The organism is Xanthobacter cornucopiae, from assembly GCF_043195065.2.
In the GTDB taxonomy this organism is placed as follows: domain Bacteria; phylum Pseudomonadota; class Alphaproteobacteria; order Rhizobiales; family Xanthobacteraceae; genus Xanthobacter.
Genome location: NZ_CM195531.1, coordinates 3,603,468 through 3,621,719 on the forward strand (window position 1 = coordinate 3,603,468; position 18,252 = coordinate 3,621,719).

Annotated in this window: 19 protein-coding genes; 6 read left to right on the forward strand and 13 right to left on the reverse strand. The window is 68.1% G+C overall.

Annotated elements, in window-relative coordinates; genetic code table 11:
- Positions 1-5 precede the first annotated feature (5 nt).
- Positions 6-401, reverse strand: coding sequence for an acyl-CoA thioesterase (locus V5F53_RS15910; protein ID WP_393994889.1), 396 nt, complete (start codon positions 399-401; stop codon positions 6-8).
- Between the two features lie 529 nt (positions 402-930).
- On the opposite strand from V5F53_RS15910, the gene V5F53_RS15915 reads away from it, so the two are divergent.
- From V5F53_RS15915 to V5F53_RS15935, 5 genes are all read left to right on the forward strand, one after another.
- Positions 931-1,992: a linear amide C-N hydrolase gene (locus V5F53_RS15915; protein ID WP_393995401.1), complete on the forward strand. Its 1,062-nt coding sequence runs from the start codon at positions 931-933 to the stop codon at positions 1,990-1,992.
- A 227-nt stretch (positions 1,993-2,219) separates the two neighbouring features.
- Entirely contained in the window at positions 2,220-2,609 is a 390-nt protein-coding gene (gene rplU, locus V5F53_RS15920; RefSeq protein ID WP_393994888.1) for a 50S ribosomal protein L21, read from the forward strand.
- 20 nt (positions 2,610-2,629) lie between these two features.
- Positions 2,630-2,902: a 50S ribosomal protein L27 gene (gene rpmA, locus V5F53_RS15925; protein ID WP_393994887.1), complete on the forward strand. Its 273-nt coding sequence runs from the start codon at positions 2,630-2,632 to the stop codon at positions 2,900-2,902.
- 185 nt (positions 2,903-3,087) lie between these two features.
- Positions 3,088-3,720 (forward strand): GNAT family N-acetyltransferase, encoded by a 633-nt coding sequence (locus tag V5F53_RS15930; protein WP_393994886.1) that lies wholly within the window; start codon positions 3,088-3,090, stop codon positions 3,718-3,720.
- A 123-nt stretch (positions 3,721-3,843) separates the two neighbouring features.
- Entirely contained in the window at positions 3,844-4,353 is a 510-nt protein-coding gene (locus V5F53_RS15935; protein ID WP_393994885.1) for an RNA pyrophosphohydrolase, read from the forward strand.
- A gap of 170 nt (positions 4,354-4,523) precedes the next feature.
- Here V5F53_RS15935 and V5F53_RS15940 read toward each other — a convergent pair whose 3' ends face one another.
- From V5F53_RS15940 to V5F53_RS15960, 5 genes are all read right to left on the reverse strand, one after another.
- Positions 4,524-5,687 carry an NAD(P)/FAD-dependent oxidoreductase gene (locus V5F53_RS15940; RefSeq protein ID WP_393994884.1) on the reverse strand — a complete coding sequence of 388 codons (1,164 nt, stop codon included), beginning with the start codon at positions 5,685-5,687 and terminating at the stop codon, positions 4,524-4,526.
- Positions 5,684-6,298: a 2-hydroxychromene-2-carboxylate isomerase gene (locus V5F53_RS15945; protein WP_393994883.1), complete on the reverse strand. Its 615-nt coding sequence runs from the start codon at positions 6,296-6,298 to the stop codon at positions 5,684-5,686. The genes V5F53_RS15940 and V5F53_RS15945 overlap by 4 nt, the downstream gene beginning before the upstream one ends.
- Positions 6,299-6,471: 173 nt before the next feature.
- Positions 6,472-7,467, reverse strand: coding sequence for an Hsp33 family molecular chaperone (locus tag V5F53_RS15950; RefSeq protein WP_393994882.1), 996 nt, complete (start codon positions 7,465-7,467; stop codon positions 6,472-6,474).
- A gap of 82 nt (positions 7,468-7,549) precedes the next feature.
- Entirely contained in the window at positions 7,550-8,476 is a 927-nt protein-coding gene (gene argF / locus V5F53_RS15955; RefSeq protein ID WP_393994881.1) for an ornithine carbamoyltransferase, read from the reverse strand.
- Positions 8,473-9,681 (reverse strand): aspartate aminotransferase family protein, encoded by a 1,209-nt coding sequence (locus V5F53_RS15960; RefSeq protein WP_393994880.1) that lies wholly within the window; start codon positions 9,679-9,681, stop codon positions 8,473-8,475. The genes argF and V5F53_RS15960 overlap by 4 nt, the downstream gene beginning before the upstream one ends.
- A gap of 599 nt (positions 9,682-10,280) precedes the next feature.
- Between V5F53_RS15960 and V5F53_RS15965 the strand changes: the two genes are divergently transcribed.
- Positions 10,281-10,817, forward strand: coding sequence for a GcrA family cell cycle regulator (locus tag V5F53_RS15965; RefSeq protein ID WP_393994879.1), 537 nt, complete (start codon positions 10,281-10,283; stop codon positions 10,815-10,817).
- Between the two features lie 231 nt (positions 10,818-11,048).
- Here the strand turns inward: V5F53_RS15965 and phoB are convergent, their stop codons facing one another.
- The 7 genes from phoB to V5F53_RS16000 form a co-directional block, all read right to left on the reverse strand.
- Positions 11,049-11,750, reverse strand: coding sequence for a phosphate regulon transcriptional regulator PhoB (gene phoB, locus V5F53_RS15970; protein WP_393994878.1), 702 nt, complete (start codon positions 11,748-11,750; stop codon positions 11,049-11,051).
- 73 nt (positions 11,751-11,823) lie between these two features.
- A complete protein-coding gene (gene phoU / locus V5F53_RS15975) occupies positions 11,824-12,552 on the reverse strand; it encodes a phosphate signaling complex protein PhoU (protein ID WP_393995400.1) in 729 nt (242 codons plus the stop codon).
- Between the two features lie 19 nt (positions 12,553-12,571).
- Positions 12,572-13,396, reverse strand: coding sequence for a phosphate ABC transporter ATP-binding protein PstB (pstB, locus tag V5F53_RS15980; RefSeq protein ID WP_393994877.1), 825 nt, complete (start codon positions 13,394-13,396; stop codon positions 12,572-12,574).
- A 101-nt stretch (positions 13,397-13,497) separates the two neighbouring features.
- Complete coding sequence (pstA, locus tag V5F53_RS15985) at positions 13,498-14,331, reverse strand: phosphate ABC transporter permease PstA (RefSeq protein WP_393994876.1); 834 nt, start codon at positions 14,329-14,331, stop codon at positions 13,498-13,500.
- Positions 14,332-14,346: 15 nt separating this feature from the next.
- Positions 14,347-15,324 carry a phosphate ABC transporter permease subunit PstC gene (pstC, locus tag V5F53_RS15990; protein ID WP_393994875.1) on the reverse strand — a complete coding sequence of 326 codons (978 nt, stop codon included), beginning with the start codon at positions 15,322-15,324 and terminating at the stop codon, positions 14,347-14,349.
- A gap of 256 nt (positions 15,325-15,580) precedes the next feature.
- Positions 15,581-16,621: a phosphate ABC transporter substrate-binding protein PstS gene (gene pstS / locus V5F53_RS15995; RefSeq protein ID WP_393994874.1), complete on the reverse strand. Its 1,041-nt coding sequence runs from the start codon at positions 16,619-16,621 to the stop codon at positions 15,581-15,583.
- A 221-nt stretch (positions 16,622-16,842) separates the two neighbouring features.
- Positions 16,843-18,165: an ATP-binding protein gene (locus V5F53_RS16000; RefSeq protein WP_393994873.1), complete on the reverse strand. Its 1,323-nt coding sequence runs from the start codon at positions 18,163-18,165 to the stop codon at positions 16,843-16,845.
- Positions 18,166-18,252 lie beyond the last annotated feature (87 nt).

Genomic DNA, 18,252 nt, shown 5'->3' on the forward strand with positions numbered 1-18,252 from the left:
GCGGCTCAATCGGCCGGCGGCAGGGCGCGCGGACGACCGGCCTCGTCGATGGCGACGAAGGTGAACATGGCCTCGGTCACCTTGGTGGTCTCCTCGCTGGCGCGGGCGCGCCGCCAGGCCTCCACCGAGATGCTCATGGACGTGCGCCCCGACTTCACCAGATGCGCGAACAGGCTCACCTCGTCGCCCACCATCACCGGAGACAGGAAGCTGATGGCCTCCACCGCCACCGTGGCGGCGCGACCACGCGACCGGCGGGCGGCCACGTTGCCGGCGGCAAGGTCCATCTGCGACATCAGCCAACCGCCGAAAATATCCCCGTTCGGATTGGTGTCCGCCGGCATGGCGATGGTCCGGATCACCGGAATGCCATCGGGCATCTTTGCCTCTTTCGCGTACATCCTCAAATCTCCAGCGGTCCGGAGCCGGCCCCGGCTCCCCTCTCCCGATTAGACAGAATCCAGATTCAAAACACCGAAATTTGATCCATCTCAGAGAATCGATCCGGCACCTGTGGCTATATCCACTCGTCCATGTCTTTTCGGGGCAGACAGGGCATGGATAACCGGCTCCGCCCGGCTGTGTGGGCGGAGCCGGTATCTTCTTTTTTGCATTTTCTCTCTCAAGCTCGAATTTCGCATATCTGCTTTCCGTTTTGCGCCCGACGGCGCACGGGCGCCGATCGCTGCGCTGGAGAGACCCGCCATGCCATCCCACATCCGGAACTCCCTCGCACAGGCGCGTGACCGCATGGCCGCCACCGTTCACGCCGCCATGCGCGCGACGCGACGCGGGATCGGCATCCGGCCTCCGCACCAAGCGCATGAGGCCGGCATCCGCAACCTCCTGCGCGGCCTGTCCCTGCCTAGCCTGCGCCTGCCGGGCCTGCGCCTTGGCGGATTGCATCGGGGCGGACCGGGCGGCATCGGCATGGTGGCGGCGCTCGGAAGCGCCCTGCTCGGCGCCGGGCCGGCGGCAGCCTGCACCCGGGCCACCTATCTCGGCGGTGACGGCGTGGTGGTGACCGGCCGATCCATGGATTGGGCCGAGGACATGCGCACCAACCTCTGGGCCTTTCCCGCCGGCATCGCCCGCACCGGCGCCGCCGGCGCCAACACGCCGAAATGGGTCTCCAAATACGGCAGCGTCATCGCCTCCGGCTATGACGTGGGCACCGCCGATGGCATGAACGAGGCCGGCCTGGTCGCCAACCTGCTGTACCTCGCCGAATCCCAGTATCCCGAGCCCAACGGACGGCCGGCGCTCTCCATGAGCCTGTGGGCGCAATATGTGCTCGACAATTTCGCCACCGTGAACGAAGCGGTGGAGGCGCTCTCCAAGGAGCCGTTCGTGGTGGTGACGGCGGTGCTGCCCAACGGGCGGGCGGCCCAGCTCCACCTCGCCATCTCCGACGCCTCCGGCGACAGCGCCATCTTCGAGTATCTGGGCGGCAAGCTGGTGATCCACCACGGCCGCCAGTACCAGGTGATGACCAATTCGCCGTCCTACGACCAGCAGCTCGCCCTCAACGCCTATTGGGCGGACATCGGCGGCACCGTGTTCCTGCCCGGCACCTTCCGTGCGGCGGACCGCTTCGCCCGCGCCAGCTTCCTCATCACCGCCCTGCCCACCAAGGCCGAGCCCGCCATCATCACCGCCGTGCCGGACCACACCTACGCCAACCAGGCGGTGGCGTCGGTGGCCGGCGTCATGCGGGCGGTGAGCGTGCCTCTGGGCTTCATCACCCCCGGCCAGCCCAACATCTCCTCCACGCTCTGGCGCACCGTGAGCGACCAGAAGAACCGCGTCTATTTCTTCGATTCCGCCACCAGCCCCAACGCCTTCTGGGTGCCGCTGGCGGACCTGGACCTGAAGCCCGGCGCGCCGGTGAAAAAGCTCACCCTGACCGAAGGCAGGGTCTATTCCGGCAATACCGCCAAATCCTTCGAGCCGGCGACGCCATTCACCTTCCTTCCAGTCGAGGTGAAATAGCGGAGCCACGGGGCGCGAAGGGGCGCCAACGGCGGCAGGCGGCTATCGGGGTCCAGGCGCGAGCAATGTCACGCCGCGCATTGACTTTCGCCCCCCACGTCCTGTATCGAACCCATCTTCGCGTGGGCGAACGCGCCCGCACCCCAAAACCGACCGAAAGAAGCCCACCCACGGCGTCTTCCCCAAGACCGCCGCTGAGGCGTGGCTGAACACGAAAGCGAGACAGAATGTTCGCGGTCATCAAGGCAAACGGCAAGCAGTATCGCGTCGCCGCCGCCGACAAGATCACCATCGACCACCTCGAAGCCGATGTGGGCGCCATCTTCACCTTCCCGGTGCTGCTGCTGAGCGGCCAGACCACCGTGGTCGGCACGCCCCATGTGAATGGCGCCACCGTCACCGGTGAAGTGGTGGAGCACACCCGCGGCGACAAGGTCATCGCGTTCAAGAAGCGCCGCCGGCAGAACTCGCGTCGCAAGCGCGGCTTCCGTGCCGACCTCACCGTGGTGCGCATCACCGAGATTTCGGGCCTGGGCGAGACCGTCAGGGCCGAGGCCGTCACCCAGGTTTCCAGCACCGAAGGCGCGCCGGCTGTCGAAGCCGCTGCCGACGCCTGATCTGATCGAGGAGAGCAACAATGGCTCATAAAAAGGCAGGCGGCTCGTCCCGTAACGGTCGCGATTCCGAAGGCCGGCGCCTGGGCGTGAAGCGCTTCGGCGGCCAAGCGGTCATCCCCGGCAATATCATCGTGCGCCAGCGCGGCACCAAATGGCACCCCGGCACCAATGTGGGTATCGGCAAGGACCATACCCTGTTCGCCCTGGTGGAAGGCAAAGTCGAGTTCCGCACCAAAGCCAACGACCGCACCTATGTATCGGTCGTCCCCGTCGCCGCCGAGGCGGCAGAGTAAGCGGCGAGACCTGACACATGCAGGATCCCGCCGGTCTCGTTGAACCCGGTGGGAGCCTTGAGTCAGGGCCCCGAAGCCGCAGGACCGGCCAGGTCGAGCAGGCGCTTCGAGGACTGGATCACGAACCGACCGGGGAGACGAGACGTCTTCCCGGTTTTCGTTTGTCCAGCCGACAGGAGCCCGCCATGACACTCGTTGAAGCCCGGCTTGCGCCGCCACTCGCGGAATTGAGTATCCCCGTCCTCGAAACCGATCGGCTGGTGCTCCGCGCGCCGCGCCTCGAGGACGTCGCAGCGGTCGCGGAGCTCGCCAACAACCGCAAGATCGCGGAAATGACCGCGAACCTGCCGTTTCCCTATCGCGCCTCCGACGCCCATGCGTTCGTGGAGACCCTCGGCGCCACCCCCAACTCGGCCACGTTCGCGCTGTTCCTGAAGCGCGAGGGCAATCTCGCGTTCGCCGGCATGTGCGGGTTCGGCCGCCGCCCCACCGAGACCACGCCCGAGATCGGCTATTGGGTGGGCGAGCCACTGTGGGGCCTGGGGATCGCCACCGAGGCGACCCGCGCGGTCATTGACTACATGTTCTCGCACACCGGCATCGAGGTGGTCGCCGGTGCCGCCCGGGTGGTCAATCCCGCCTCGCGCCGGGTGCTGGAGAAGTGCGGCTTCCAATGGTGCGGGGTCGGCCTGTGCCAGGTCCGCGCGCTCGGCGCCTCGGTGCCGGTGGACCGCTTCCAGCTCGACCGGCGCACCTGGGCGTCGCTGCGGGCCTGGGGCTCCACCGCCCTGCCCCATCTGCGCGCCGCCGCCCATTGACCCCATCGGCCGGGACACCCGGCCGATGCCCGCCGGGGCCGACGCATTGCCGTTGCGGCAGGCCTTGCGCCGCGCTCGCGCAGGCGCCATCACACGGCGAACCGATCGCCGGAACTGGACGCCATGAGCAAGCACCATCACGAACTGCCCTATCGCCCCTGCGTGGGCCTGTGCGTCTTCAACGCGGCCGGCAAGGTCTTTGTCGGCCGTCGCATCGGCGGCGCCGAGCATGTGGACGCCACCCATTCCTGGCAGTTGCCCCAGGGCGGCATCGACAAGGGAGAGGACCCGCTCGACGCCGCCCTGCGCGAGCTTTATGAGGAAACCTCCATCCGCTCGGTGGCAAAGCTGGGCGAGGTGGAGGACTGGCTATCCTATGACCTGCCGGGGCGCATCGCCGGCGAGGCGTGGAAAGGCAAGTATCGCGGCCAAACCCAGAAGTGGTTCGCCCTCCGCTTCACCGGCATCGACGGCGAGATCAACATCAAGACCCCGGGCGGCGGCGGCCATAAACCGGAGTTCATGGATTGGCGCTGGGAGGATATCGAGCGCATCACCGAACTCGTCATCCCGTTCAAGCGGCAGGTCTATGAGGACGTCCTGAAGAACTTCCGCCGCTTCGCCGGCGCCTGACCGGCGCCGATCGAGCCTCTTCCGTTCGCATCGGCTCACGGAAGAGGCTCTCAAATATTGGTCCGACGCATTTTTCACGCAGACCGGCCGCAGATCGCGTGAATGCTCTATCTCTTTGTTTTCACGCATTTCCTTTACGCGAACCAGCTTCCACTTCGCTCGGAAATGCTCTAGCGGGAGGCCGCGGCGAGGGCGCGGCGGCCCAGCATGTGGCTTTTGGGATCGTTCACCGAGCACACCGCGATCAGCCGGTCGCCGGCGAAATAGCGCACGCAGAAGCGGCGCCCGGCCACGTCACCCTCCACTTCGCTCCGGGTGAAGCCGTCGATCAGGCCGGCGATCTGCAGCTTCACGTCGTACTGGTCAGACCAGAACCAGGGCACCGGATCATAGACGATCGCGCCGCCCACCATGGCCCGCGCCGCCGCCTTGGCCTGATCGATGGCATTCTGCACCGATTCCAGCCGCACCCGCCGGCCGTAAAGGGCGCTGGGGAGCGAGGCGACGTCGCCCGCCGCATACACGTTTGCAGCGCTGGTGCGGGTGGCGGCGTCCACCTTCACCCCATTGTCGAGGGCAAGGCCCGCCGCCGCTGCCAATTCCGCATTGGGCTCCGCGCCCACCGCCGCCAGCACCAGATCCGCCGGCAGGTGACGGCCATCGGCGAGTTCCACCCCCGTCACCCGCTCCCGGCCCATGAGCCGGGCCACACCCACTCCGGTGAGCACGGTCACGCCCTGCCCTTCATGCAGGGCGCGGACGAAGACGGAAACGGTCGCGCAGGCGACACGAGCCAGGAGGCGCGGCTGTCCTTCCACCACCGTCACCTCCAGCCCGAGCTTGCGCGCCTTCGCGGCCACCTCCAGACCGACATAGCCGCCGCCGATGATGACGAGGCGGGCCCCAGGCAGCGCCGCCGCACGGAACCGTTTCACATCGTCGATGGCGCGGATGGAATGGACGCCAGGAAGGTCGGCGCCCGGCACCGGAAGCGCCCGGGCGCGGGTGCCGGTGGTGAGCAGCAGCGCGGAATAGGGCTGACGGCTGCCGTCCGCAAGCTCCACCGCCTGCTCCGCCGGCAACAGCCGCTCCACGGGAACGCCCAGATGCACCGCCACACCGTTGTCGGCGTAGAATGTCGGCGCCTTCAATTCCAGCCGCTCCTCGGCCAGCTCATCTCCAAGATAGGCCTTGGACAGGGGCGGACGCTGATAGGGGAGGTACGGCTCCGCGCCGTAGAGCACGATGTCGCCGCCATAGCCCTCAGCCCGCAGCGACGTGATGGCCTGCGCCGCCGCCTGGCCGGCGCCGACGATGACGAAGGGGGCGCTCACGCGCCGCCCCCCGCCTTCAGCTCCGCCAGCCGGGACGCGACGAAGTCGAGCCGGTCCTGGCCGAAGTAAAGCGCGCCGTCGACGATGTAGGACGGCGAGCCGAACACCCCGGCGGCGATGGCATCGGCCGTGTTGCGCGCCACCTGCTCGGTGGCGGCAACGCTGTCGGACCGCGCGACGAGACCGGCGCCATCGAGCCCCACGCCATCGGCGAGGCGCACGAGACTCTCCCGCTGCGAGATCTGGATGTCCCGCGCCCACACCGCAGCGAGGCAGGCGCCGATGAGATCGGCCGGGTCTGTTCCCTCCAGCTGCGCGGCGGCGATCAGCCGGCAGGCCGGCAGGGTATCGGTGGGCCAGAACGCCGGCTCGGTATTGATGGGAAGGCCGGCGCGGGCGGCCCAGCGCACAATGTCGAGCTTGCGATAGGCATTGCGCTGGGGCGATTGCTTGGCCGGTGCGGTGGAACCACCGGCGGCAAACACCTGGAGGATGTCCACCGGTCGCCAGAGGATGCTGGCGCCGGCCGCGCGCGCCACGGCGCGCAGGCGCTCATGCCCCAGATAGGCATAGCCGGATTGCGGGCTGAAATAGCAGATGATCTCGGACAACGGGGCAGTCCCTTGAAAAGAGAGGGCGGCCCACCTCATCGCGGCGGGACCCGGCGCCAGAATACATGCTCCCGCGCCGCCCCGCTTCCCCTGTTTGATGCCCCCTTAGGAGTCCCCCCAGCGCCACCGGCGCGGCAACCTGCAGGAGGCGCCGGGACTCGGCCCGGGCCGGATCAGGAGTCCGCGTGTCCCAAGACCTCCTCGGCCTCAAAGCCATAGGTGCGGCCGCAGAACTCGCAGGTGACGGAAACCTTGCCGTCGTCCTGGATCATGCCGCGCCGGTCATCGGCGGAGAAGGAGGCCAGCACCCCGGCCACCCTTTCGCGCGAGCAGGAACAATGGGCGCCCATGGCCAGTGGCTCGTACACCCGCACCCCGCGTTCGTGGAACAGGCGATACAGCAACCGCTCGCTGGCCAGGTCCTTGTCGACCAGCTCCACGTCCTCCAGCGTCGCCACCAGGGAGCGCGCCTCCACCCAGGCGTCGTCCTCGTCCAGCGTATGCCCTGCCGTGCCCTCCGGCGCATCGCCCGGCGCCATGTCGGCCATGCGGGCACGGGAGGGGTCGTCGGGCAGGAACTGGGCCAGGAGGCCGCCGGCCCGCCAGGAGGAGGCGCCCCCGCCGGCCCGCATCTCCTCGCCCACGGCGAGGCGCACCCGGGTGGGGATCTGCTCCGATTGCTGGAAATATTCGTGCGCCGCCGCCTCCAGGCCCTCACCGTTCAGCGCCACCACCCCCTGGTAGCGATTGGCGGACAGGCCCTGGTCGATGGTCATGGCCAGGTGGCCGCGCCCGAGCAGCGCCGCCGGCGCGGTGGCGTTGCGCCGTTGCGCCTCGGCCAGCGCGTCCGTGTCGTAGCGAGCGTAGGCGCGGATCTTGTCCGGGCTCACGAAATCCGCCACCACCATGTTCACCGGACCGTCGGTCTGGGTCTGGAGAATGAAGCGGCCCTCGAACTTGAGCGACGAGCCCAGCAGCACCGCCAGCGCCACCGCCTCGCCCACCACGCGCTTCACCGCCGGGGGATAGTCATGGTGCGCCAGCACCGCATCGAGGGTGGGCCCGAGGCGGACGATGCGCCCCCTCAGATCCAGGGCGTCCACCTGGAAGGCGGTCACCACGTCGTCCTGCGTCGCGGCGCCGGCGCCGCGCGAGCGCTCCTTGCCCATGCGCCTCTCCTTCACCCGTTGCGCGGGGCCGGAACGCCTGCCGGCCGCCACGATCCTGTCCGTCCGAGAGACGCGCCGTCCGTCAGCCCGCCGCGTGGAAGCACCACGCCAGAATGCCCTTCTGGGCATGCAGGCGGTTCTCGGCCTCATCGAACACCACCGACTGCGGCCCGTCCATCACCTCCGTGGTCACTTCCTCGCCACGGTGGGCCGGCAGGCAGTGCATGAAGATGGCGTCCTTGTCGGCGCGCGCCATGAGGGCGGCGTTCACCTGATAGGGCTTCAAGAGATTGTGGCGCCGCTCGGCCTCCTTGTCGCCCATCGACACCCAGGTGTCGGTGAGGACGCAGTCCACCCCCTCCACCGCCTCCTCCGGGTCCCGCATGAAGGTGACCTTGGCCTTGGTGCGCTTGACGAAATCCTTGAGCTGCTGGCGCGGGCCGAGCTCCTTGGGCGTCGCCACCTTCATGGAGAAATCGAAGCGCTCCGCGGCATGCACCCAGGACGCGAGCACATTGTTGGCGTCGCCGGTCCAGGCTACCTGCCGCCCCTGGATCGGGCCGCGGTGCTCCTCGAACGTGAGCACGTCCGCCATCACCTGACAGGGATGGGAGATGCGGGTGAGGCCGTTGATGACCGGCACTGTGGCGAAATTCGCCAGTTCCAGCAGATCATCATGATCCAGGATGCGGATCATGATGGCGTCCACGAACCGCGACAGCACCCGGGCGGTATCGGCGATGGTCTCGCCGCGCCCGAGCTGCATTTCCTGGCCGGTGAGCATGATGGTCTCGCCGCCGAGCTGCCGCATGGCGACATCGAACGACACACGGGTGCGCGTGGAGGGCTTGTCGAACACCATGGCCAGGGTCTTGCCGGCAAGGGGGCGTTCCGCCTCCCCCGCCTTGCGCCTGGCCTTCAGTTCCTTGGAGACCTCCAGCACCCGGCGCAGCTCGGCCGCCGGGATCTCCGACAGGTCGAGAAAATGACGCACGCCATTCCCCGTCATTCCGCAGCTCCCTTGACCGGAGCAAGAGCCAGGCCCGCCTCCAGCCGCACACACGCGGCCTCGATCTTCTCCACGGCCAAGTCCGCCTCCGCCTCCGAGACCACCAGCGGCGGCAGCAGCCGCACCACGTTATCGGCCGCGCCGGGGGCGAGCAGCCCTTCGTCCCGCAGGGCCGTCACCAGGTCGCCGGCGGGAACCCGCGCCTTGAGGCCGAGCAGCAGGCCCTGCCCGCGCACCTCCTCCAGCACCGCGGGATGGCTCGCCACCACCGCCCCGAGCTTCTGCTGGAGCCGGGAGGAAATGGCGTTCACATGATCAAGGAAGCCCTCCGCCAGAACCAGGTCCAGCACCGCATTACCCACCGCCATGGCGAGCGGATTGCCGCCATAGGTCGAGCCATGCGTCCCCAAGGTCATGCCCTTGGCCGCGTTCTCGGTGGCAAGGCATGCCCCCATCGGGAAGCCGCCGCCGATGCCCTTGGCCACCGCCATGATGTCGGGGGTGACGCCGGACCATTCGTGGGCGAACAGCTTGCCGGTGCGACCGACACCGGATTGCACCTCGTCCAGCACCAGCAGCAGGCCCTTCTCGTCGGCGAGCGCGCGCAGCCCCTTCAGGAAGCTGTCGGGTGGCACCCGCACGCCACCTTCGCCCTGCACCGGCTCCAGGAGGATGGCGCCGGTATAAGGCGTGACCGCCGCCTTGACCGCATCGAGGTCCCCGAACGGAACCTGATCGAAGCCCGGCAGCGCCGGCTCGAAACCTTCCAGATACTTGGCATTTCCGCCGGCGGAAATGGTCGCCAGCGTCCGGCCATGGAACGCGCCCTGGAAGGTGATGATGCGGTTCTTCTCAGGATTACCGTTCGCGAACTGGTATTTCCGCGCCATCTTGATGGCGCACTCCAGCGCTTCCGCACCGGAATTGGTGAAGAACATGGTATCCGCGAAGGTGACTGCGGACAGGCGCGCGGCCAGGGCCTCGCCACCGGGAATACGGAACAGGTTCGAGGTGTGCCAGAGCTTCTGCGCCTGAGCGCTCAGGGCCTCCACCAGATAGGGGTGGGCGTGGCCGAGCACGTTCACCGCGATGCCGGCGGTGAAATCCAGGAAACGTCGCCCGTCCGTCGTGACGAGCCAGCAGCCCTCTCCCCGCTCGAACTCGAGGTCGATGCGCGCATAGGTCGGCAGAACGGCGGTGATCACGTGATCCTCCTGAAAACGCGTCCGCCCGGCGACGAACCACCGGGCGCGAACGACGCCTCCACTCCTGGTTGCGAGCCAAGGTCTCGTGGGAAAAGAGACTTCCCCCGCGCGATCGGCCCTTGGGGCGCCCCGCGTCGTGCGGGACAACCGGACACCTCGACCCAGGGACCGTCAAGATCCCTGAACAGGGGTCCGGGCAGGCGAGAATTAAAAAGGGCCGCCCCAGCGGGGGGAGCGGCCCGACGAAGATCATACTAATGATCGCGCGCGCGAGGTCAACCGATCAGAGCACCACGCCGGAAGCTCCCGCGCGAAATGGTGCAGACGGGCAACGATCTGGGGAAAACGACCGGCGAATGTTAACCGACTCTGTCGCGCCGAAAGCCCATATTGTAGCGTAGCCTCCATCGCCTACGATATCTCGTGCGATCAAGCTTCCTGGGACCTATGGGTTGTTAACCTTCCCCATGCGCGGCGCATGAGGGCTCGGGAAGGGAGTCCGGGACATCTGCGGCAGCATGGCGGTGCTGCCGGTGAGGTGTCGACGCGGCGCCGCATTGAGCCGGCGCCGGCAAGATGCGGCAAATTGGAGAAGAGCGATGAGCTGGAATGACGAGCGCGTCGAACTCTTGAAGAAGCTCTGGAGCGAAGGCCTCTCCGCGAGCCAGATTGCGAATGAACTTGGAGACATCACCCGCAACGCGGTGATCGGCAAGGTGCATCGGCTCGGCCTGTCGGGCCGGGCCAAGACGGCAACCGCGCCGACCCGCCCCCAGCAGCAGACGCGGCCCGGCGGACGTCCCGAGGCGCCCCGCGACCCGTCGCGTCCGCAGCGCCCGGCCACGCAGGGCAACACTGCGCTCGCGGCGGAATTCGACGACCTGCCGGAGGAGGCTCCCGCTCCGGCTCCGGTTCCGCAGGTGAGCGGCAATGTGGTGCCGATGGCGCAGCGTTGCACCATCATGAACCTGACCGAAAGCACCTGCCGCTGGCCCCTGGGCGAGCCCGGGACGGAGAGCTTTTACTTCTGCGGCGCGAAAAGCAATCCGGGCATGCCCTATTGCACCCAGCACGCCCGCATTGCCTACCAGCCGGTCCAGGACCGGCGGCGCGACCGGCGCCTCGCCTATCTTTGAGACCCGTCGGCTTCGGAGCGACGCAGCTGCGGCCGCGTCGCTCTGAAGGGCGGGAGGCATACCAAGACGGCCGCAGGCGACATCGCCCGCGGCCGTTTTCGTCTAGACCCTCACCGAATGGCAAAGACACCGCGCCGTCGGGGGGCCATCGCATCCGCCGGCCCGCCTCCTCGCCCAGGGCACGGAACACTCGGCGGTCCCGTCGACGGCCGCGCCCGGACGGCCGCGCCATCAATGGGCGCGTGCGAACATCTCGTTGAACGAGTAGCCCGCCCCCCGCACGGTGCGGATCGGGTCCGACTGGCGACCACGGTTGATGGCCTTGCGCAGGCGGCCGACGTGCACGTCCACCGTGCGCTCGTCGATATAGACGTCCTGGCCCCACACCCCATCCAGCAGTTGCTCCCGCGAGAACACCCGGCCGGGGCTCTGCATCAGGAATTCCAGCAAGCGGAACTCGGTCGGACCGAGATGCACCTCGCGCCCGGCCCGGTGCACCCGATGGGTCTCCCGGTCCAGCTCGATGTCGCCGGCCCGCAACAGGGTCGCCACGTGCTCGGGCTTGGCCCGCCGCAACAGGGCCCGCACCCGCGCCACCAGCTCCGGCACAGAGAACGGCTTGACCACATAATCGTCGGCGCCGGTCGCCAGACCGCGCACCCGCTCGGTCTCCTCTCCGCGTGCCGTCAGCATGATGACGGGGAGGCGCTCGGTCTCCGGCCGGGTCCGCAGGCGCCGGCACAATTCGATGCCCGACAGGCCCGGCAGCATCCAGTCGAGGATGACCAGATCCGGCACGCTCTCCCGCAGTCGCGTCTCGGCATCGTCGCCGCGCCCGACATTCTCGACCGCATAGCCCTCCGACTCCAGGTTGTACCGAAGCAGGAGGGTCAGAGGCTCCTCGTCCTCGACGATCAGAATGCGCGCCGGCACAGAACTTCACCCATGTCCCACACCCCTATCGTCGAGCCGCCGGATCGGCGGTGGCCGCTCCAGCGGCCCCGTGTCAGCCCTGTACCGTGCGGCCGGGGAAGGCCACGGTGGTATCGCTCGATGCATCGGCCTTCGGCCGGCTTTCGGGCAGCACCTGTCCGGTGACCATGTAGTATACGACCTCGGCGATGTTTGTCGCATGATCCCCCATGCGCTCGATATTCTTGGCGCAGAACAGGAGATGCGTGCACACCGAGATGTTGCGCGGATCTTCCATCATATAGGTCAGAAGCTCGCGGAACAGCGAAGTGTACATGGTGTCGATGGCGTCGTCGCGGCCCCACACGTCCAGCGCCTTGGCCTCGTTGCGGCCGGCATAGGCGTCGAGTACCTCCTTGAGCTGCTCCAGCACGAGTTCCGACATGTGCTCCACGCCGCGCACCAGCTGCTGCGGATGGTACTCGCCCTCGATGGCGATGACGCGCTTGCCGACGTTCTTGGCCAGGTCACCGATGCGCTCGATGTCGTTGGCGATGCGGATCGCGGCCACGATCTCGCGCAGGTCGGAGGCCACCGGCTGGCGCTTGGCGATGACCAGCACCGCCTTGTCCTCGATGTCCCGCTGCACCTGGTCGACAACGGCGTCGAGACCCACCACCTTCTGGGCCAGCACCGCGTCGCGCTTGATGAGGGCGGTGACGCTGTCCGCCACCAGGCGCTCGGCCTGGCCTCCCATCTCCACGACCTTGCGGCCGATTTCCTTGAGCTCGACGTCGAACGACGTCACGGTATGGTCGGGCATCTGAAGCATTCCTCTCCCCTCAGCCGAAGCGGCCGGTGATGTAATCGCGGGTCTTGATTTCCTTCGGATTGGTGAAGATCACGTCCGAAGGCGCCACTTCGATCAGTTCGCCGAGATAGAAGAAGGCGGTATTGTCGGCGCAGCGCGCCGCCTGCTGCATGTTATGGGTGACGATGACGATGGTGAAGTCGCGCTTCAGCTCGTCGATGAGGTCCTCGATCTTCGAGGTGGAGATGGGATCCAGCGCCGAGGTCGGCTCGTCGAGCAGGATCACTTCGGGCTTCACCGCGATGGTGCGAGCGATGCACAGGCGCTGCTGCTGGCCGCCGGACATGCCCAGCGCCGACGTGTGCAGGCGATCCTTGGTTTCGTCCCAGATGGCCGCCTTGCGCAGGCACCATTCGACGCGCTCGTCCATCTGCGCCTTGTTCAGCCGCTCGTGCAGCTTCACGCCGAAGGCGATGTTGTCATAGATGGACATGGGGAAGGGCGTCGGCTTCTGGAACACCATGCCGATGCGGGTGCGCACCACGGTGGAGTCCAGCTCCTTGCCGATGATGTTCACGCCATCGAACAGCACCTGCCCCTCGGCGCGCTGGCCGGGATAGAGGTCGTACATGCGGTTGAACACGCGCAGCAGCGTGGACTTGCCGCAGCCCGACGGGCCGATCATGGCGGTCACGCGCTTCTCGGGAATATCGAAATTGATGTTCTTCAGCGCATGGCCCTGGCCATAGTAGAATTGCAGGTTCTCCACCTTGAGCTTGACCGGCGCCGGCGGCGTGTCCGGCCGGGCCGCGACCGAAGTGGCGATGCTGAGGGTGGGATCGACCGCAGACGTCATCTGAGCCTCACTTGAAATTGGATGTCCCGGAGCCAGCCGGGCTGGAGATGTTCTGTGACCCGGCGCCAAGGGCGCCGGGCGGCATCGGCGGCGCGCCCAGGTCAGTGGCCGCGCGACAGCACCAGGCGCGAGGCCACGTTGAGCACCAGCACGCCCACCGTGATCAGCAGCGCGCCGGCCCAGGCCAGGGCCACCCAGTCATCGAACGGGCTGCCGGCATACTGGTAGATCGCCACCGGCAGGCTGGCCATGGGCTTGCTGAGATCCAGCGACATGGAGTTGTTGCCGAGCGAGGTGAACAGCAACGGCGCCGTTTCGCCCGCCGCACGGGCGATGGCGAGCAGCAGGCCGGTGACGATGCCGGCCCGCGCCGCCCGCCAGGTGATGAACATCACCACCTTCCACTGGGGCGCGCCGAGGGCGAAGGCGGCCTCGCGCAGGCCCACCGGCACCAGGTTCAGCATGTCCTCGGTGGTGCGCACCACCACCGGGATCACCAGGATGGCGAGCGCCAGCGCGCCGGCCCAGCCGGAGAAGCCGCCCAGCGGCACCACCAGCAGGGTATAGATGAACAGGCCGACCAGGATCGAGGGGGCCGACAGCAGGATGTCGTTCACGAACCGGGTGGCGGAGGCAATCCGCGTGCCGCGGCCGTTCTCTGCCAGGAAGGTCCCGGCGAAGATGCCGATGGGCGCGCCAATGGCCACCGCGATGCCGACCTGGATCAGCGAGCCGATGATGGCGTTGGCGAGACCGCCACTCTGCCCGGGAGGGGCGGTGACATTGGTGAACACCGTGAGGCTGAGCGCCGGCAGGCCGCGGGCGAGCAGGGTCCACAGGATCCAGGCGAGCAGGAACAGAGCGAAGACCGCGAAGCCCGTGGACAGGGCCTTGACCAGATTGTCCTTGGCGCGGCGGGCGGCGAGCGAAGCCATTGTGGTCCCCCCGGCTCAGTCCATCCGCGAGCGCACGAGCGCCCGGGACAGAGCCAGCACGATGAACGAGATGACGAACAGGATGAAGCCGAGCTGCAGCAGCGAGGTGAGCTTCAGCGAGCCGAGCGGCGCCTCAGGAAATTCGTTGGCGATGGTGGAGGCGATGGTGGCGCCGGGCGCGAACAGGGAGGCCGACAGGCGCGTGGCATTGCCGATCACGAAGGTGACCGCCATGGTTTCACCCAGGGCGCGGCCGAGACCAAGCATGATGGCGCCCACCATGGCCGTGCGGCCGTAGGGCACCGACACGTTCTTGTACACCTCGTAGGTGGTGGCGCCGACGCCGTAGGCGGATTCCTTCAGCATGGCGGGAACCGATTCCAGCGTCTCCACGAACATGGCCGTGATGAAGGGCAGGATCATCACCGCCAGGATGAGGCCGGCGGTGAGCATGCCGGAGCCCAGCGGCGGCCCCTGGAACAGGAGGCCGAGCACCGGCAGCTGGCCCAGGGTGTCGATCAACGGAGGCTGCACATAGGCCGCCATCAGCGGCACGATCACGAAGAAGCCCCACATGCCGTAGATGATGGAAGGCACCGCGGCGAGCAGCTGCACCGCCACGCCGACCGGCCGCTTGAGCTGCTGGGGCGCGATCTCGGTCAGGAAAAAGGCGATGCCGAACGACAGGGGCAGCGCCACCACGACGGCGATCACGGCGCTGAACAGCGTGCCGTAGATCATCACCAGGGCGCCGTAATTCTCGGTCACCGGGTTCCAGCTGGCGGTCCAGATGAAGTCGATACCGAAGTGCTGAAGCGCCGGCAGGCCGCCGGAGAACAGCTCGGCGATGATGAGGCCAAGCAGGATCAGGACGAAGATGCCGCTCGCCCACAGCAGGGCGACGAAGACCGGATCGGAGATCCTGCCCGTGCCCTTCGCCTTGCTGATGGGCTCGACCGGAGCCGTCCCCATACCGTCCATCGTCGCGTCCATCTGATGCCCATCCCCGCGCACCCCGGCGCGCCCTGAGTTGCAACCACACAGCTGCGCCCCCGAATGCCGGGCCGCATGACATTTTCCGTGCCGGTCCGCGCCCGGCCGCGCCCGCAGGCGACCCGCCGGAACCTGCCGCGCCGGACCGGAGCCCGGCGGCGGATGGCGACACGGCGGACCAGCACGACCGCGCCCCGTCGCCTGTCCCTGCCCGCGCCTGGCGCGGACAGGGATAACCTTCGTCAGAACACGCGGATCAGCGCACCGGCTTGCCTTCGGGGGTCAGGATTTCCTTGCGGAAGGCTTCCTCGACCCGCTTCACCACCGCTTCCGGCAGCGGGATGTAATGCAGCTTCTCAGCGATCTCACGGCCTTCCTTGCCGTAGGCCCAGGAGAAGAACTCCATGGTCACGCGCGAGGTCTCGACGTTCTTGGGGTCCTTGGGCAGCAGCACGTAAGTGGGGCTGACGATCGGCCAGGCAGCCTCGGCCGGAGCGTCGATCATGGACGCGGCGAAGTCCTTCGCATTGTCCCAGTCGGCGGCGGCGGCGGCGGCCTCGAACGCCTTGGTCTCCGGCGACACGAACTTGCCAGCCTTGTTCTGGAGCTGGGTGACCACCAGGTTGTTCGCGGCGGCGTAGATGAACTCCACGTAGCCCACGCCACCCTTGGTGTTCTTCACGTTGCCGGTGACGCCCTCATTGCCCTTGGCGCCAGCGCCGACCGGCCACTGCACCGAGGTGGCCGAGCCGACCTTGGACTTCCACTCGGGGCTCACGGCCGAGAGGTAGGAGGTGAAGATGGCGGTGGTGCCCGAGGAATCCGAGCGATACACCGGAACGATGGCCTGCGACGGCAGCTTCACGCCGGGATTGAGATCGGCGATGACCTTGTCGTCCCACTTGGTGATCTTGCCGAGATAGATGTCGGCCAGCACCGCGCCGGTCAGCTTGAGCTGGTTGGTGGCGATGCCGTCGAGGTTGACGGTGGCGACCACCGAGCCGATCACGGTGGGGAATTGCAGCAGCTTGCTGGCGGCGAGCTTCTCGCCCGGCACGGTGGCGTCGGAGGCGCCGAAGTCCACGGTGCGGTTGATGATCTGGTTCTGACCGCCGCCCGAGCCGATGGACTGGTAGTTCAGCGCGTTGCCGGTCTTCTCCTTGAACTTCGCGCCCCAGGATTGGTAGACGGGCGCCGGGAAGGAGGCGCCAGCGCCGGTAAAATCGACGGCCTGAGCGCTGCCGGCGAACATCATGCCGGCCACGGCGAAAGCGCCGAGAGCAGTGGTGAGCTTCACGATTTCTCTCCTTACCAATGTCATTGCTGCCCGACGACCCCGGCGATCCATTCGCACCCGCGATCCCCATCCGCCGCGGACAGCGGATGTTCATGCGCGGCGCGCTTGCGACCCCGGCCGTGACGCAACACTGGGCTACGGACTTCTAGTCCGTTCGCGCCAAGGTTCTATGACCACGACATGACGCGCCTATGACAATACAGGCCCTTGTTTTTTCGTCATTATTTTTTCTGATCCGGCGAAAGATCCAGCCGCACCGTAAAAGTCGCGCCAGCGCCGAGGGTGCTGTCGATCGACAGCCGGCCGCGATGGCGGGCCACGATATGCTTCACGATGGCCAGCCCGAGCCCGGTTCCGCCCTGGTCGCGGCTGGCCGCCACGTCCACCCGATAGAAGCGCTCGGTGAGGCGCGGCAGGTGCTCGGGGGCGATCCCGGGGCCGAAATCCCGCACCGACACCACCGCCACCGGGCCCCGCGGGCCGGGCTCCTCGCCCAGCGTCACCTGCACCGCCCCGCCGCCGGCGCCGTACTTCAAGGCATTCTCCACCAGGTTCTCGAACAGGCGGATGAGCTCGTCGCGATCGCCGCGCACCGGCAGCCGCGCGGCCTCGCGCCTGACCTCCAGCGCCACCCCCCGGTCGGCGGCCAGCGGCGAGAGGGTGTCGCAGACATGGGTGACGATCCCCGACAGCTCCAGGGTGGTCTCCGGCTGCACGTGGGCGTTCAGCTCGATGCGCGACAGAGAGAGCAGATCGTCGATCAGCCGCGACATGCGCCGCGCCTGGGCCACCATGATGGCGAGGAACCGGTCGCGCGCGGCGGCGTCGTTCCGGGCCGGCCCCTGCAGGGTTTCGATGAAGCCCGACAGGGAGGCCAGCGGCGTGCGCAGCTCATGGCTGGCATTGGCGACGAAATCGGCCCGCATCTGCTCCACCCGGCGTTGCTGGGTCAGATCGCGGAAGGTCAGCAGCACCGCGTCCGGCGCCGTCGCCGGCCGGCGCGCCGCGCCCGCATCCAGATGCAGCGGCACCACATGGGCCTCGAGCCAGCGATCGAGGGGCACGCGCTCGGCGAACTCCACCCGGCGCGACAGCCCGTCGGTGGCGGCGGCCCGCACCGCGTCCAGCACCTCCGGAACCCGCACCAGGAACGACAGCGGATCGCCGACCCGCGCCGGGCCGATGGCCAGGGCCACCCGGGCATTGGCGGTCACGATCTCCCCCTCGGGGGTCAGCAGCAGAGCCGGCTCCGGCAGCGCGCGGACCACCGCCTCGACCTTGGCGTCGCCACGGGCCGGCGGCGCGGGCGGCGGCGTCTCCACGATCGGCGCCGGCTCGGCAACCGGCGACGGCCATGCCGCGGCAAGCGCCAGCAGTCCGCCTAAGACCAGGCCCAGCAGCGGATCGAGCCATTGAAAGCCGACCCCGACCGCCCCCAGCACGAGCGCCGCCAGCACCAACAACCGGCGGGGCCGGTCGCCCCCCAGGGCACCGCCCCCGGGGGGTGCGCGCCTTTCCTGCAAGCTCCGGTCCTGCGCGTTCATGGCCCCTCCCTGCCGCCCCTCGGCGCGCGAGGCGCCCGCGCCACGCCCGGCACCTCGCCCCGCGATGGCCGGCGAGGGAGACGCGGC